Origin of the sequence: Mycoplasma sp. 332 (genome assembly GCF_052378275.1) — a bacterium.
In the GTDB taxonomy this organism is placed as follows: domain Bacteria; phylum Bacillota_I; class Bacilli_A; order Mycoplasmatales; family Metamycoplasmataceae; genus Metamycoplasma.
This window is the reverse complement of the sequence record NZ_CP198998.1, coordinates 241,280-258,243: the sequence shown is the minus strand read 5'-3', so window position 1 is coordinate 258,243 and position 16,964 is coordinate 241,280. Positions and strand designations below refer to the sequence as shown.

Sequence of the window (16,964 nt, the reverse complement as noted above, 5' to 3'; positions counted from 1 at the left end):
TATTTATGAATTTTAAAGAATTAGTATTTAACGAACTTAAAAAACATACAAAAAAAATTTTTAATAACGAAACATTAATTAAGGATCTTGATATCGATAGTTTAGATCTGGTTCTATTAGTTTCAGATATTGAACTAAAACTAAAAATAGAAATAAAAGACGAAGAACTAATAAAATTAAAAACCATTGGTGATATTATTTACATAATAGAGCAAAAATATACAAAATAGAAAAAAAATGTATAATATTCTATGAGCGTTTCTTATACGGGTATAGTTCAATGGTAGAACAACGGGCTTCAACCCCGTGTGTTGTGAGTTCGAGTCTTGCTACCCGTGCCATATCATTAATAAATGTTTTAATAGAACAACTAAGGTTGTTCTATTTTTCTACAAAAAGCAAAATAAAAGCCAATTGAATTGGCTTTTGGCAATTAAACATATGGTGCCGTCAACTGGAATTGAACCAGCGACCCCTTCCTTACCATGGAAGTGCTCTGCCCCTGAGCTATGACGGCAATATTTAATACGCTAATAATTATATAAAAAAATGCATATTATTTTTAATAAATTTGACGCAAATTATAGTAATTTAAAATATACTTTTATTACTATGGAAAAAACAATGTATGAATCTCTATGCTCAATAAAGAAGCAATTCCTGGAATTAGAGCAAAAACTAAACGATCCTGAAATCTATAACAACATCAAACAATACACAAAAATATCTAAAGAAAAAGCAAGCATTGAAGATATCTATGTATCATTCAAAAAATACCAAGATATTGAAGAACTATACTTATTATCAAAAGATATTATTAACAATGAAAAAGATGCTGAATTGATTGAATTAGCAAGAAATGATATTAATAGACAAATAGAACAGATGCACGAACTTGAAGAAACAATAAAAGAATTACTATTGCCAGTCGATGAAAACGATGAAAGAGATGTTATTGTGGAAATTCGCGGGGCTGCTGGCGGCGATGAGGCCAATATTTTTTCAGGTGATTTGTTTAGAATGTACCAAAAATTTTGTGAAGAAATGGGATTTAAAATAAAAATTATTGATTACACATACGGTTCAGCAGGTGGATATAGTCAGATAGTTTTTAGTATAAAGGGTGAAAAAGTGTTTTCAAAAATGAAATTTGAAAGAGGAGTTCATCGAGTCCAAAGAGTACCATTAACTGAAACACAGGGAAGAGTTCATACTTCAACAGCGACAGTTACGGTTTTACCTGAAGTAGATGATGACGTTCATATCGAAATTAAGCCTGATGAAATCGAGATTGATGTGTTTAGATCTTCAGGAGCAGGAGGCCAGTCAGTTAACACAACGGACTCTGCAGTTAGAATTACACACAAACCATCTGGAATAGTAGTTACGTCACAGGATGAAAGAAGTCAAATCCAAAATAAAGAAACTGCTTTAAAAGTATTAAAAAGTAGACTTTATGAACTAGAAGTTCAAAAGCGCGAAGAAGAAGAAAGTGGACTTCGAAAACTTGCGGGTACCGGAGAAAGAAGTGAAAAAATTAGAACTTACAACTATCCACAAGATCGGGTTACAGATCATAGAATCGGGTTTTCAACTTCCTTAAAAATAGTTATGGAAGGTGATTTGAAAAAAATTATTGAGGCGCTAATTGCTGATGAAAAAGCTCACAAAATAAAAGAAGCAGGTTTATAATGATTAAAAAAGAGGTATTGCTACAAGAAAAAAGAAGATATGAGCTACCTCTTTTTGTTTCAAAAAAGGAAGAAAAATTATTAAAAAAGGACTATCCGGTACAAAAAATTATCGGATATCAAACAATGCAAAATATCCATATCGATATTAGATATAATGTATTAATTCCACGATACGAAACAGAAGAGGTTATCATCGAATCATATAATTACATTAGCAAATATTCTGATGTCCTAGATTTATGCTGCGGTTCAGGTTTTATTGGTCTTGCTATTTGCAAAAATATAGGATGTAATGTAACATTATCAGATATTTCAAGACAAGCAATCAAACAAACTAAATTAAATGCAAAAATTAATAATCTATCAAAATACAATATTATAAGAAGTAATTTATTTAAAAAAATAAACAAAAAATTTGATTTAATTATCTCCAACCCACCCTATTTAAATAAGAAACATTTATTTTCTTCTTCTTTAAAATGAGAACCAAAGCAAGCGCTATTTGCCAAGGATAATGGATTATTTTTTTATAAAAAAATTACAAAAGAGGCACCGAATTTCTTAAAAAATAATGGTTACTTAATTCTTGAAATTGATGATTATGCCAAAGAATGAATTGAAAAGGAATATTCTAATGTTACATTTAAAAAAGATATTAATAAAAATTTTAGAATTGCAATTCTAAAATATGATGACCTTAAAAAATAGCACTCTAATTAAAAATGTGCTAAAATTTTATTATTATGATGAATAAAAGAGACTATTATGAAGTTTTAGGCATAAATAAAAGTGCGACCGAAAAGGAAATCAAAGCTGCCTACCGTAAATTGGCAATGCAATATCATCCAGACAAAAACAAAAATGCTGATGCTGAAGAAAAATTTAAAGAAATATCAGAAGCATATGAAATTTTATCAGACACAAATAAAAGAGCAAAATATGATAAATTTGGTCATAACGCCTTTGATGCTAATGGATATCAATTCGGGGATTCGGATGATATTTTCCGTAGTTTTTTTGAGGGTTTTGGCGGAGGTTTTTCTGGTGCTGATATCTTTGGGGATATTTTTGGATCATTTTCAAATTTTGATGAATCAAACCATCAAAGAGGTCAAGATCTACAACTAATATTAAACATTGATTTTGAAGATGCACTATATGGAAAAACAATTGATCTTAACCTAGATAAATATGATGTTTGCGGTCATTGTAAGGGCAGCGGTGCAGACACCCCTTCTGATGTAATTTTATGTAATAATTGCCATGGTTCTGGAAAAATACAACAAAGAGTTGCAATATTTACTACCATAAAGCCATGTCCAGTATGTTTAGGATTGGGCAAGAAAATAAATAAGATATGCCATCAATGCCACGGCAAAAAAACAGTAAATTCAAAGACTATTCAAAAGATAAATATTCCGGTAGGGATTGAGGATGGGGATACAATTAGAATTGTTGGCTTTGGGAAACCTTCATCAAACGGAAATAATATTGGAGATTTATATATAGTATTCGCTATTAAACCTAGCAAAAAATACAAAAAAATAAATAATGATCTTTACATTGAAATGCCTTTATCAATTAAGAGCTTATTACTCGAAGAGGAAATTAATGTTCCAACACCATACGGAACAAAAAAAATTAAGTTAGACCATAGCATTAAAATAAATGAACCATTTAAAATCAAAAATTGCGGATACCCATATAAAAATTCTAGTTCCAAGGGCGATTTATTCATTAAATTTGATTTATATGTTCCTAAATTAAGCAAGAGCGATAATTCTCAAATTAAGGAAATATTTAAAAATACAAGTGATACAAAACGAGAAGAATGATTAAAAAAATTCTAATCGTTTTTTTAATTCGTTTTTTAAAATAAAATTGTGCTATTATTTTTGATAACATTTTAAAATATTTTACTCAGAAGAGAGGCTTAGCTTATGTCAGAAAAAATAATGATTGTCGAATCACCAAATAAAATTAAAACAATTCAAAAAATTGTTGGTGATCAAATTAAAGTTATTGCTAGTTCAGGGCATATTTTAAAAATGGCAACATCGGGCACAAATAATCTTGGAATAGATTTCGAAAATTGAGAACCAGAGATGATTCCTGATCCAATGAAAAAGTCAACCATTTCAGATTTAAAAAAAGCAACTAAAAATGCTAGCGAAGTTCTAATTGCAACTGACCCCGATCGCGAAGGCGAAGCAATAGCAAGTAATCTAATTTCAACCTTAAAATTAAAAGATAAATACAAAAGAATAAGATATAATGAAATTACAGATGAAGCAATAAAATTAGCAGTTGAAAATCCTTCTGAAATAGACGAAAACCTTGTAAGAGCACAAAAGTCAAGAAGGATGCTAGATAGAATTATAGGCTTTAGACTATCACAATTAATGATGCAAAAAGTAAAAAATGCTCCTACTAACCCTTCGGCAGGAAGAGTGCAATCCATTGCTTTAAAACTAGTTTGTGATCGTGAGCGCGAAATTGAAACATTTGATCCAATAATTTATTCAAAAATTGAAGCAATTATAGATAATGATGTCAACATTCCTTTGTACTTAAAAAAAGACAAAAAATATGAAGATAATACTTGGTTAACCAATGAACAAGGTGAAAAAATACTTTTTGAATTATTAAATAGCAACTATGAACTAATTGTTGATGACATCAATGTTTCTAAACGCAAGGAATCAGCTTATACACCTTTTAAACAATCAGTTTTATACAAGGAAGCAAAACACAATTCCCAGGCAGTGCAATCATCAGCCCAAAAACTTTTTGAAAACGGGTTAATTTCATACCCCAGAACTGATTCAACTAGATTAAGTGAAACATTTGTTAAAAAAGCTCGTAAATACATAACTGAACAATATGGTAGCCAATATGTAGCTAAAGAAATAAAAGGTTTTTCTGGCGCTCAAGATGCTCACGAAGCAATTAGACCCACATACATTGAATTAACACCAGAATTAGCATTACAAAAGTATAATCTTAACAATATCGATTTTGAAATATATAAGATGATTTATGATAAAACAATAATGTCACTAATGAGCTGTCCTGAAAAAGAAATTGTAAGATTTAATTTACATAACGGGAACAATAATTTTAGAATGTCGTATAGTAGAATACTTTTTGACGGTTATTATATTTATTCAGGCAAAGAGTCATTAATTAATATTCCAAATATTAAAATTGGCGATATCATCAAGGCAAAAGATTTTATTAAAGAGGACAAAAAAACATTGCCGCCTGCACGTTATAGTGAAGGTTCATTAATTAAAAAACTTGATGATATTAAAGTTGGAAGGCCTTCAACATTTGCTTCAACAATAAAAGTATTAAAACAAAGAATATTTGTTGAACCAATTGACGGACATCTAGTACCCACAGAATTCGGAAAGGTTGTTCTTGAAAAACTTTTAACAAGTTTCCCAAGAACTATTAATGAAGAATATACAGCTAAGGTTGAGGAAAAATTAGACTTAATTTCAGAAGGAAAAGAAGAATACAAAACTTTAATGAAAAAATTCTGAGATAGTTTCAATGAACGCTATGAAGATATAAAGGATCAATTAAATGTTACTATTTTGGAGCCAGCTAAACCAAATGAAAGCTGCCCTTTATGCAATGCAGAACTCGTTTATCGCTATACAAAACTAACTAAACAAAAATTTATTGGTTGCTCTGCTTTCCCTAAATGCAATTTTATTAAGAACATTGATAATCCTGTAAAAAAATTCTACAGAAGAAAAAAAGCAAAAAAATAATAAAATACATAAGTTCGTAAAATACTATGTATTTTATTTTTATTTTATTTAAAAAAAATATTAATATGTAAAATATTAATCATGAAAAATAGGCAAAAGAAAGCTAGGGGAAAATCAGACTTTTGAACACTTTTTGTAATACCAACTGTCACGCTATCTGCAGTAGCAGGTGCTATATATTATATTGTTAAAAATAGTCAAACAATTCAAAAAGAATTTTGGTCAATTGATAAATTCAATAATAAAGCCAAGGAAATTCTCTTAGAAAAAAATATCATAGGATCGTTGCAAGCTAAGAATTTGTATGAAGATTTTAAAAATCAACAAAAACTTGCAGAAATCCGAACTAAAGATTTTGATAACACTTATAAAGATATTATTAAAATGAACAAGAGCAAACTTACTTTTGAACAAAGAAAAATCCTCAATAATCGGCCAAAACCATTTGACGCGGATAAATTTTTAAAAAACAAAATTAATATTATCCTCGATTTTGAAAAATCAAAGTTTTTAGATTTTCATTTTACAGATGTTGAAAGAATTCAAAATAACCCTTTTGACCTTAGAATTCATTATGAAGTTTTTTTAAATTATGAATATGCAAGTGGAGTTTTTGAAACAAATAAAATAAAATCCACTCCTGAATCAAAATACTATTATAAATCAAGCCAAGTTGTAACTTTTTTATCAAATACCTTAAAAACACATCAAGGCACAGAATTTTCAAAAGAATGACCAAAAATTAAAAAAGAAGCCGAAAAGATTGTAAGCAAATATGATGAGATAAACAAAAAAATTAAAGAAAAAATTCTGAAATATGAAGAAAAACGAAAAGATATTAATGAAAAAGAATCAAAAACTCCTTTAGAAATGCAGGAATTAGAAGATTTAAAAATTAAAATTAATAACTTAAAACAGGAAGTAGATAAAATCTTCAAGGCCAATAATTTTCAAGAAGAAATTTTTTCATGATTTGTTAAGGCGATAAATGAAACTAATGCTGCACAAGACATATATCCAAAGAAAACTTTTAAAATTGTTCCGTTTAAAGAAAAAGATAATGACCAATATGTTTTATGAAATCCGAAAAAAGGTGTTAATGAATTGACCATCAAATATCAGTTTGTTAATATTAATAACAAAAAAATTAAAAGCAATAATGAAATAAAAATTTTCACCTTGGATGTTTAAAATATGAGTAAGGATAAGGAAAATTATAACAATTTAAAGGCCATCATCAAAAGCGATCATCAAGTCGCAATAAAACTAATTAAAGTGGCACAAAAATACAACCTTGACATCGACCAAAACGATTTGCTTAATAAATTAAATAATAATCAATCTGATGATATCACACTATTAATCAAAAATTTAATCTATTTGCTAAAAAAACAACCAATCCAAGAAAAATTTAAACCTATCAAACTAAAAACTGATAAACAACTAGAAAAACTCATAAAAGACTTTAGGAAGGAAAATAAGTAATGAAAAATAAAATTAATATCGCAATAGATGGACCTAGCGGCGTAGGCAAAACTGTAATGGCCAGAATGCTAGCTAGTGAGTTAAATTATATTTTTATAAGTAGCGGAAATTTATATCGTGCTATTGCATATAATGCTATATTAAATGGCATTGATTCTAATAACGAATCAGAAATTAATAAAGCATGAAATTTTGAGGACTTATTCATAACAAAAGATGAAAAAATTTTTCTAAGAGGAGAAGATATTACTCTAAAAATTCGTGAGGATAGAGTTTCTTTGTATGCATCAGAAATTGCCAAATATCAATCTGTACGTTTAAAAGTTAACACATTCATTCAAAAAAAAGGCGCACAAGAAAAGGGAATAATTGTCGATGGAAGAGATGCTACTTACCGTATTCTTCCAGATGCAGAAGCAAAATTCTTCTTATGAGCCACACCAGAAGTTAGAGCTCATCGTCGTTTAAAACAAAATAATTTACTTGGTATAGAGTCCCAATATGATGAGATTTTAGAATCAATTAAAATAAGAGATGAAAATGATACAAACCGTGATATAGATCCATTAATAGAAAGTGAAGGCAGTATAAGGATTGACTCGACAAATATGAGTGTGGATGAAAACTTTTTAGTAATGCTAAAAGAGGTTAAGAAGAGGTTAAACTAATGAAAAATACAATAGCGTTAATAGGAAAGCCTAATGTCGGAAAATCAACTCTTTTTAACAAAATAATTGATAAAAGAAAATCAATTGTTTATGATACTCCTGGAGTTACTAGAGATAGAATTTATCATAGCGCAAAATGGTCTGGATATGATTTTAATATTATTGATACCGGAGGAATAACACAAGAAAACGAAGACTTTAAAGAGCAAATTAAAAAACAAGCAGAAGTAGCAATCAATGAATCTGAAATTATCGTTTTCATAGTTGATGGTAGAGAACCGATCACATCAGAAGATTTTTTTGTCGCTAGTTTATTAAGAAAATCAAACAAAAAAGTTTTGCTTGTTTTAAATAAGCTAGAATCAAATATAAAAACATTTTTTGATAATCAAATATATAAATTGGGGTTTCAAAGCATTTTTCCAATAAGCGCTATTCATGGCGATGGAGTTGGCGATTTGCTAGATGAAATAGTTAAAAATCTAAATTTTAATGATGATAAACAAACAAATCATTTTAAACTTACCATATTAGGCTCGCCTAATGTCGGAAAATCCACGCTACTTAACACCCTTACCAATGAGGAACGTTCTATTGTATCGAATATTGCTGGAACAACTAGAGATTCTGTCTCTTCAATAATAAAAATTGAAAATGAGGAATTTGAAATTATTGATACAGCAGGTATTAAAAGAAAAAGTAAATTATCCAATAGCATCGAGCACTATGCATTAATGCGAGCCACAGATTCAATACAGGAAGCTGATTTATGTTTATTAATGTTAGACGCCACAGAAGAAGTTAGTCATTTTAGCCAAAATATTATTGGGATTGCCTATGATTTAAAAAAACCATTAATTATTATTGTAAATAAATGAGATTTAATTGAAAAAGATACCAATACAATGGATATTTACAAAAAAAATCTTTCTAAGAAATTAAAATTTGTAGATTGAGCACCTATTGTTTTTATATCTGCTAAGAACAGAGTTAGAATAAACAAACTAAAAGATGAAATAATTAAAATTAAAAACAATATTTCTAGAAAAATAGTTACCAATCAATTGAATTCAGTAATGATGACTGCACAAATGATAAAACCTGCTTCACCCATTAAGGGTAAAAGATTATCAATAACCTTTGCAAGACAAATTGATGGAAAAATTCCAACTTTTTTATTATTTGTAAATGATGAAAAATGTGCGCACTTTACGTATTTAAGATATATAGAAAACCAAATAAGGCAAAATTTTGATTTCAGTGGAACACCTATTACCCTTATACTAAAAAATAAAAATAAAAAAGAGGACAAATAATTATGAAAAAAAGAATAGCTATTCTTGGTAGCGGGGCAATGGGTACTGCATGTGGAAATGTTTTAGCCGAAAACGGACATGACGTTATATTTTATGGCATCAATGATAATGAATTGCAGGACCTTGAAAAGGGCTTTAATAAAAAATATTTTGATAATAAATTAATTACCAATTTCAAAACAACAAAAATCCTTGAAAAGGCAATAGAAAATGTTGAATTTATCATCATAGCAATACCTTCAAGATTTATTCCACCTGTTTTTGAAGAATTAATAAAATTAATCAAAAACGACGTAACAATTATTAATGTAATAAAAGGTTTTTGGCCTAATACAAACAGTTTTGTACATAACAAAATGGCTGAAATGGCAAAAGATAACATAAACATCAAAGGCATAACTTCATTAATTGGTCCTTCCTTTGCTATTGATATAATAAATAAACACATAACAATTGTCAATGTCGTTTCAAAGGATATAAATAAAGCTAATGAAGTTAAAACAATATTCACAAATGACTGATTTGCAGTTTCGGCTATTGATGATGTTATTGGCGCTGAAATAGGTTCAATATATAAAAATATACTAGCAATAGCATCGGGCATAATCGCATCATTGGGATATTCGACCAATACACAGGCAGCGCTATTAACTATGGGATTAAAAGAAATGGTAAAATATGGAAAATTTTTAGGCGCTAAAACCGAAACAATATATGATTTATGCGGCTTAGGCGACTTAATTCTTACAGGATTATCAGAAAAATCAAGAAACTACCAATATGGTTTAAACTTCCTAAAAAATAAAATAGATGATAGCCAAACAACCGTCGAAGGGTTATATGCCCTAAAATATATTTATCATCAAAATATATCTAAAAATAAACTAAATTTACCATTAATAGAAGGAATTTACAAAATAGTATATAATAAAGAAAATCCCCAAATTATTATTAATAGCTTAATTAAAAGGGTTTAAACTATTTATTAAATTAAGGAGTCTGAATAATGACAAAGAGAGAATTAATTAAAAAAACATCGGAAGAAACGGGCTTTCAACAAGCAATGGTTGAATCAATTTTTGATCAAGTTGTCGATATCATTATTGAAGAGTTAGCTAATTCAAGACAAATAACTATTTCAGGTTTCGGCGTTTTTTCCTCCAAATATGTAGCTGCAAAAACCCAACAGCATAACATTACAAAAGAGGAAATTGAAGTTCCTTCAAAAATGGACCCAAGATTTAAGTTTTCAGATGTTTTAAAATCAAAAGTTGATGAAATATATCAAAAAATTAAAAAGTAATATTCTCAACTATGTTCAATATTCCAGGAAAAGATAATGATAATTTTTTTCCTCAACACAAGGCTTCTTCATAGTGAAGGGCTTTTTTTGTTTTAAATTTTTCCTGCAAAATATGATGTTCAATTAACAAAAATAAATTTTTAGGCTTAAAATAAATTATTCAAAAAGCAATACCATTATGCTTTTTAATAAGATCAAGGTATTCAATTTGATGCTGTTTAATATTATTAAAAGGTAAAACATCCGATTCAGTACTTTTGGCCTCAAATGCCAAAAACCTTCCTTTATATATTCCATAATAATCAACAGAGCTTTTGCTGCTGATTATTGCATTATCTAGTTTCAACTTTTTATCATGCAATTGAACAGATTTAAAAGTAATATCAAGATTCTTCTTATGGATAATACAAATGCTATTCTTAAAATAAAACTCTCTCGTTTGATTGATGATTGTTTCTAATAACATACCGCGATTTTTGAAATTAGCTTTCATGTTAGAATTACAACAAAAAAACAATAAAATTTTTCCTTGTTTTTTCTCTAATTATTTATTGTATTTATAAAAATTCTCAAAATATTCGTCCTTATTTTTTAACAAATACTTAACCAGTTCTGCAGCCATTAACATTGCCATAACATCATTATGACAATAAATTTTTAGATCTTTAATTTTTCGGTTTCATTCATTATCCTTAATAAGATTTAGGGCTCTTGTCGTAGCAATTGTTAGCGCCTCCGAACCATTTTTAACATTAAGTTTTGAATATGGAGTGATATTATATTTTAAATGTTTATTTAAATTATTATTTGTTACAAAATATTCAATCTTTTTTATTGAATATGATCCATTAATATATCCTAGATTTATCATTCTATCTACAACAAAAATTTTCTGTTTTCGTCCAGAAAAAAAATTGCATATGTCAACAAGACGGTTTACAATAAAATCGATTTTTTTTGCATATTCATTAAATTGAATCTCGTCTAATTTATTTTGTAAACAATAAATATGAAGCGACTCTTTTATTTCAAGTAATCTGCTCTTCTCATAATTTATATTGTAAATAATATAATATGAAATTTCTTGGTCATATAAATCATCGATAATTTTTTTATATGTATTGATATCAAAAGTTAAAGGATCATAAACATAATCATTACTTTCATAAATTTCATCATTCTGCGTCTTTACAATTGATGTTTGATATATTACCTGATTTCATGCTGGCAAATAATCGAGCATTGGAGTAGGTAATGTTACACCTTCAAAATCAAACCAAGCAATCTTGGCATTCTTATCCGTTATTACATTATACTCATAAATGCTTTGTATTTCTGGATTTATAGAAATAAGATTATTATCATAAAATTCACTGACAGTTCTCTTTGTTAGTAAATCAACATCATTATTTAAACCGGAAATTAGCTTTAATATTTTTTTGCTTCCAAATTTATATTTAGGGAACTGTTTTTCAACTAATTTATAAAAGAAAATATTCGAATTAAAATTGTCAATGAAATCATCCTTAGTTAAAGTTCAATCCATTTGTAGCGAATCTCTATTATTAATCAAATAAATAAACTCTTTAAATGAACACGTATAATCACTTATATTTTTTGTGTGCTCTTCAATATTTGCCAATCTTTTCTCATTAAAATCGTATCCAGCGGAAATCAATTCACCTTTAACATGGTCAATGATTGATAAATTATTTGTTTTTTTTGATCTTACTGGTTTTGTATATGCAAAATTAGGATCACAAATATATTTAGCTTCAACTTCATCCTCTGATAATAAGACTTTATCATTAGGTTTAATATCTACGCCGCCTTTATTTGGAGAACAATATTTTGACAGATTGAACTTTAGGATATTTTTTCTTACATTCTTTTTCTTTTGATATCTAGGTTTTAACAAAAATATCTCATTAATATCACTATTTAGTGATTTGGTGATGATATTATAATTTCAATATGCCTTTAATAGATTTTTTCTATTCGTTTTTTGCGAATAAATTAAATCACCAAAATGTTTTAATTTTGTATCATAGAAAGCAACTTTTGCATAACAAGATTGATATTCAAAGGCTGGGTTTATAATCAAGCGATAATTTTCATTTATTGATTTAATTGTATCAGCCAATACATCATCCTGCTTTTGCTTCAATGATATATATTTGATTTCTTCGTCCTTTATATGATATCTTTCTTTATAAAAATCAACTAAAAAATCTATTGCCTGATCATAAACGGTATCTAAGCCCGAGGAAAGAATATTAACTGTCGTAAAAATGGAAAAAAGAAAATTTAAATTTTTATATACATCTTCATCAACTGTGTTATTAATTAATTCATGATTATTACGAACTGTTTCCTTTAAAAAATCTATTTTTTCCAGGGTGTCGAGTTCTTGGATATAGTCTTGCTTTTCCTTATCTAAATATTTAGACGCAAACTCGTTTGAAATATTGTCTATTTTATCAAAATAAAAGTTAATAAGTTCATGGTTGACACTAGAATCATTATCGTCCTCTAAATCAAAATTAAAATTACCTGCAAAAATTTCATGGCTTGAATCTAAATTGCCATCAATGCTATTAAATACTAACCATGGGTGTGTAGTATTAGCAACTAAAAAATCGCTAAATGAATATCTTACCTTATTTTTCATACTCTGCCACAGCCTTGCCTTCATTAACTCACTCTAGATATAATTTTTTTCATTCATCATAATTCTTACATTCTAAATATTTTACAATATCAACATCTATACTATTATTTCAAGTAGGACTAATACCTAATTTTGTGTATTTATCATATCATTTTTTGCATGCTGCCATATCATCCAAGACCTGTTCTTCATTTACCTCAAAAGGTCAACCCTTAACAACTCGATTATTTATGTCAACTAAATTAGGATCTTTGTAATCTTCTTCTTCTAAAAAACAAGCAATAATTGCAAAATGTTTGGCCCCCATCAAATACGAATATAATTGTGCTTGTTTTAAATAAGCAACATTAATCATACCTTGTTTCCAAGATTCAAGTTTTTTGCTTCCGACGGTTTTTATTTCAATAATCATCTTCTTTTCAGCAATATAGCCATCTGGTAATCCGCCAAAGAAAACATTATTTTTGAAATAATCATAGTTAAACTTTTCGGCAGGGAACCGTTGAATAGGTAAATTGAATGATTTTTCAATTTTTTCAAGAATTTTAGGTTCTAGAATAACTCCGGCATTTACATATTTCGGATCCAATACTGGAAATCTAAAATTAGCTATTCTCGCAAATGCAGCAAAAGGGCTATTAAACTGAGTTAGTTTTAAAATATCTCCAAGAGCTGAACCAGTTATTTTTCTAAAACCGCCAAATTCACCAGGTTTTTTTGATAATAAGTTTTTATGGTATTCAGCAGTTAATTTAACTGTTTTTGTTTCGTGATCAACTACATATTGATTGCCATTATAATGCAAGCGATTGGGAATAATTATTTTCTTTTCTTCATTCATTCATTTACCTCACTTATACTTAAAAAAAATAAAAATAAATACATTTAAGTTATTATTTATTAATTTTACTAAGTATTATGTTAACTATATTTGAATTTTTTTAAAAAAATAAACGAAATAATATAGATTTAACTAAAAACATAGCTTTTCTTGCTATGTTTTTTTCTCGTTACCTACATTAATATAAGGATATTATTTTAATGAATTAATAATTTTTTTCTCACTTTCATTTAATTCAGGTTCAATATCAAGTCTTACATGACAATAACCAGATGGATTTCTTTGCAAATAATCTTGATGATATTCTTCTGCGATTACAAAATTTGTGAGAGGTAAAAGTTCTACATAAAATTCACTATAATTTCCCTTTAAAATATTAAATAACTTTTCTAATTTAGTAAAATCACTTTCATTATCATAGTATACACCGGTTCGATATTGGATACCAATATCACCTCCCTGCTTATTTAAGGATCCTGGATTAATAATTCTAAATAAGTGTAAAACAAGTTCCTCTAAAGAAATTTTCTCATTATCATAAATGACTCTCACTGTCTCAGCATGTAAGGTTGATTTAATTTGATAATATGAGGTTACATCAGTATTACCGTTTGCATAACCAGTCTTAGTTTCTATAACACCTTTTAAACGCGAAAAATAGGCTTGTACACCCCAAAAGCATCCGCCAGCTAGATAGATAGTTTTTTTCATAATTTTCCTCCTTATTTAATTTAATTTTAAGTTAATATAATACTTAAAAACCAAGCTAAATATATCTTAATTTCTATTAGGTATTCATAATTTAAATTATTATTAGTTTATTTTAATATAATAACATTAAAAATAAAAAATAGATATCAGCCTATATTTTATGTTTTTTTATTTTGCTATAAATCAACTTATTTTTAGTAGTTTTTAAAATATTTAACATCTAAAATTTTATTTTTTTATATTTTTTAGCAATGCTCTTATAAATTTCAAGAATATTTTCATAAAAATTAGCATTATTCTTATCAAGCAAAGAAATTTGCTTAATTCCTTCTAAAATATCATCAATCATTCTTAAATTTCTAGCCTTATTGTATCCTCTTCAAATATCATATTTTTTTCTAAATTCTTCATAATACTCTTCTCTTGATAATCAAGGATTAAAGCAAATCATAATTTCTCTAAATAATGAAAATAAAATCAATATTTCGGAATTATACATATCAGTTATAATAATATATTTTTTAGGGCCAAATGAAAAGGTTATCGATCTTGTCATCGTTTTTTCAATATAGGGCAGTTTTATTAACTCAATATTTCTATCTTTAAGAAGTAAAGAAACTTTACTAATTTTTTCATCAAAAGAATCAATTTCATTAAACAGTGTATCAATTAATCTAACAATAACAAATTTTGGTAAATATTCCTTAAATCTTGATCTTGAAGCAATGTCTTTTCCTTTAAAATTTTCTCTAATGAATAATTCACAAAAACGAATAAAAGGGATTCTATTATGTTTTGTAATTTTGCAATGATTAATATACAAATGTTTTGAAATATACTTTGAATATTCCTCAATGTTCAATGTTCCATAATATTTTTCAAGAAATTCAATTATTTCTTCTTCACTTGGCGACTGGCTAAGGCTATTATCACCTAAGATATTAGTAAGATAACGATTTTTTTCAAGTATCTCCCAGCCTAGTCTTTTAATTATTTCTGCTTTATCTAATGGGCCAACATTAAGATTATTTCTAAAAAAATATCATTTATTTGTTAAATAGCCAATTTTTAGGTCTAGCATTTTTTCTAAATCTTGAATTAAATTAAGACTAACATCATCTCTTAAATCGTTTAACAAGTTAAATATTTTTCTTCGATCGGCTTTAATCTTTTTGCAAACATCATTTGTCTTAATATTGGCAATTTTGAAAATATTTCTTAAAAATTCTCCAAAGGTTGTACATGAATTTATTCGATTCTCTAACATCAATAAATCTTTTTTACTCATATAACATCTTAACCTTTCAGCAACAAGTTTATAATACCAATTGGAAACAATTTTATAATTAATTTTAGTTAATTACTTTGTTAATTTAAATTTTATTTAATTTTTCACATTATTTTAATAAAAATCGCATAAATAAGACAAAAATGCAAAAAAAATAAAAATATAGTTAAACTATTTTTGTTATAATTTATTAAAGTAATTTAATTTTAAATGAGGTAAATATATGAAAAAAAACATAAAGTTATTTTTATCACTATCACCTTTAATAGCAGTTTTAAGCACTCCATTAGTAGTTGCATCATGTAGTAATAAAAATGGCGATTCAACTGCGGAAATCAACCAAATTATTTCAAAAAAAGACCAAATTCAAAAAATTATTAAATATGAGGAAGATTTAAATGAAAAAGAAAATGCTCAAAAAATACTAGAAGAGATAAATAAACTTAAAAAAGATGAAAAAGACGAAAAAAAGGTTAAATCATTATTAGAAAAAATAAAATTAGCAATATCAAGTTTCAATAAAAGAAACACACAAGAAAAATCAGGATTAATTGTTCAAAAAATAGCCGAAAATCAAGAAGAAGTTATTGCTTCTGATGTAGTTAAGGAATTAAAATCAGCAAAAAAATGAGAAGATGTTAAAAAAGTTTTTTCAAAATATTCAATTATTTTTATCGAAAATGAATTAAGAGAAAAAGAAGAATTAAGTATCTCCGCTTCAACTCATTCGCATGATGATGAGGGTGAAATTCACCTAGATATTAAATTCAAGGTTTTAAATACTACAATTAGATTTACATTAATTGGTTTCAAAAAAATCGAACCTGTAAAAACGATTTCAAATTGAAAATTTACAACAAAATTAAAAAATAAAATTGAAGAAAAAGAAGCACAAACTAATTTCTTGAATAAACTAAAAGCAGAGCAGGAAAAAGGCTTTAAAAATTTATTAGAAGAATTACAAAAAACACTACCAATCGAAAAAATTGATAAGAATAAAAATGATATTGAATTTAGTATCAATTTTGATGATTCAAAAACTAAATTTGTAGATAACTTCTTAATATTAAATATAAATTTCTATAACACCGCAGACAAAAAAATAGTTCAAACAGAATCAATTCAAATAGAAAACATCGATGACCATCACGAAGAATAACGCATTCAAAATACGCCAATGATAGATAGAGTTAAAAATAGGGGGT

The 16,964-nt window shown here is 27.2% G+C and carries 17 protein-coding genes and 2 tRNA genes; 13 read left to right on the top strand and 6 right to left on the bottom strand.

What is annotated here, in order from left to right; all coding sequences use genetic code 4:
* Window positions 1-5: 5 nt before the first annotated feature.
* Both ACT1UH_RS01065 and ACT1UH_RS01060 read left to right on the top strand, forming a co-directional pair.
* Window positions 6-230: a phosphopantetheine-binding protein gene (locus ACT1UH_RS01065; protein ID WP_444705104.1), complete on the top strand. Its 225-nt coding sequence runs from the start codon at window positions 6-8 to the stop codon at window positions 228-230.
* Between the two features lie 36 nt (window positions 231-266).
* A tRNA-Trp gene (locus tag ACT1UH_RS01060) sits at window positions 267-341 on the top strand.
* A 101-nt stretch (window positions 342-442) separates the two neighbouring features.
* Here ACT1UH_RS01060 and ACT1UH_RS01055 read toward each other — a convergent pair.
* Window positions 443-517, bottom strand: a tRNA-Thr gene (locus ACT1UH_RS01055).
* Window positions 518-612: 95 nt separating this feature from the next.
* Here ACT1UH_RS01055 and prfA point away from each other — a divergent pair.
* The 10 genes from prfA (at window position 613) to ACT1UH_RS01005 (ending at window position 10,248) form a co-directional block, all read left to right on the top strand.
* On the top strand, window positions 613-1,692 hold the full coding sequence (gene prfA / locus ACT1UH_RS01050; RefSeq protein WP_444705103.1) for a peptide chain release factor 1: 1,080 nt from the start codon (window positions 613-615) through the stop codon (window positions 1,690-1,692).
* Window positions 1,692-2,402, top strand: a complete 711-nt coding sequence (locus tag ACT1UH_RS01045) for a peptide chain release factor N(5)-glutamine methyltransferase (RefSeq protein ID WP_438340790.1) — start codon at window positions 1,692-1,694, stop codon at window positions 2,400-2,402. Before prfA ends, ACT1UH_RS01045 begins: the two co-directional genes overlap by 1 nt.
* A 35-nt stretch (window positions 2,403-2,437) precedes the next feature.
* A complete protein-coding gene (gene dnaJ / locus ACT1UH_RS01040; RefSeq protein ID WP_444705102.1) occupies window positions 2,438-3,544 on the top strand; it encodes a molecular chaperone DnaJ in 1,107 nt (368 codons plus the stop codon).
* A gap of 90 nt (window positions 3,545-3,634) precedes the next feature.
* Complete coding sequence (topA, locus tag ACT1UH_RS01035) at window positions 3,635-5,476, top strand: type I DNA topoisomerase (protein WP_438340788.1); 1,842 nt, start codon at window positions 3,635-3,637, stop codon at window positions 5,474-5,476.
* An 81-nt stretch (window positions 5,477-5,557) separates the two neighbouring features.
* The gene (locus tag ACT1UH_RS01030; RefSeq protein ID WP_438340787.1) at window positions 5,558-6,667 is read left to right on the top strand and encodes a hypothetical protein; all 1,110 of its coding nucleotides are present in this window, start codon (window positions 5,558-5,560) and stop codon (window positions 6,665-6,667) included.
* Between the two features lie 3 nt (window positions 6,668-6,670).
* Window positions 6,671-6,961: a hypothetical protein gene (locus ACT1UH_RS01025; protein ID WP_444705101.1), complete on the top strand. Its 291-nt coding sequence runs from the start codon at window positions 6,671-6,673 to the stop codon at window positions 6,959-6,961.
* A complete protein-coding gene (gene cmk, locus ACT1UH_RS01020; RefSeq protein ID WP_438340785.1) occupies window positions 6,961-7,629 on the top strand; it encodes a (d)CMP kinase in 669 nt (222 codons plus the stop codon). The genes ACT1UH_RS01025 and cmk overlap by 1 nt, the downstream gene beginning before the upstream one ends.
* Window positions 7,629-8,945: a ribosome biogenesis GTPase Der gene (gene der / locus ACT1UH_RS01015; RefSeq protein WP_444705100.1), complete on the top strand. Its 1,317-nt coding sequence runs from the start codon at window positions 7,629-7,631 to the stop codon at window positions 8,943-8,945. The genes cmk and der overlap by 1 nt, the downstream gene beginning before the upstream one ends.
* A 2-nt stretch (window positions 8,946-8,947) precedes the next feature.
* Window positions 8,948-9,922 carry an NAD(P)H-dependent glycerol-3-phosphate dehydrogenase gene (locus ACT1UH_RS01010; protein WP_438340783.1) on the top strand — a complete coding sequence of 325 codons (975 nt, stop codon included), beginning with the start codon at window positions 8,948-8,950 and terminating at the stop codon, window positions 9,920-9,922.
* Window positions 9,923-9,951: 29 nt separating this feature from the next.
* Entirely contained in the window at window positions 9,952-10,248 is a 297-nt protein-coding gene (locus tag ACT1UH_RS01005) for an HU family DNA-binding protein (RefSeq protein ID WP_438340782.1), read from the top strand.
* Here the strand turns inward: ACT1UH_RS01005 and recU are convergent.
* From recU to ACT1UH_RS00980, 5 genes are all read right to left on the bottom strand, one after another.
* Entirely contained in the window at window positions 10,238-10,741 is a 504-nt protein-coding gene (recU, locus tag ACT1UH_RS01000) for a Holliday junction resolvase RecU (protein ID WP_438340781.1), read from the bottom strand. The two genes, ACT1UH_RS01005 and recU, sit on opposite strands and share 11 nt — an antisense overlap.
* A 51-nt stretch (window positions 10,742-10,792) precedes the next feature.
* Window positions 10,793-12,919 carry a UU173 family protein gene (locus ACT1UH_RS00995; RefSeq protein WP_444705099.1) on the bottom strand — a complete coding sequence of 709 codons (2,127 nt, stop codon included), beginning with the start codon at window positions 12,917-12,919 and terminating at the stop codon, window positions 10,793-10,795.
* Window positions 12,909-13,760 (bottom strand): MAGa7180 family putative nuclease, encoded by an 852-nt coding sequence (locus tag ACT1UH_RS00990; RefSeq protein ID WP_438340779.1) that lies wholly within the window; start codon window positions 13,758-13,760, stop codon window positions 12,909-12,911. Before ACT1UH_RS00990 ends, ACT1UH_RS00995 begins: the two co-directional genes overlap by 11 nt.
* Window positions 13,761-13,952: 192 nt before the next feature.
* On the bottom strand, window positions 13,953-14,471 hold the full coding sequence (msrA, locus tag ACT1UH_RS00985; protein WP_444705098.1) for a peptide-methionine (S)-S-oxide reductase MsrA: 519 nt from the start codon (window positions 14,469-14,471) through the stop codon (window positions 13,953-13,955).
* A 220-nt stretch (window positions 14,472-14,691) separates the two neighbouring features.
* Window positions 14,692-15,759: a hypothetical protein gene (locus tag ACT1UH_RS00980; RefSeq protein WP_444705097.1), complete on the bottom strand. Its 1,068-nt coding sequence runs from the start codon at window positions 15,757-15,759 to the stop codon at window positions 14,692-14,694.
* Between the two features lie 223 nt (window positions 15,760-15,982).
* On the opposite strand from ACT1UH_RS00980, the gene ACT1UH_RS00975 reads away from it, so the two are divergent.
* Window positions 15,983-16,918, top strand: a complete 936-nt coding sequence (locus tag ACT1UH_RS00975) for a Vmc-like lipoprotein signal peptide domain-containing protein (RefSeq protein ID WP_444705096.1) — start codon at window positions 15,983-15,985, stop codon at window positions 16,916-16,918.
* Window positions 16,919-16,964: the final 46 nt, after the last annotated feature.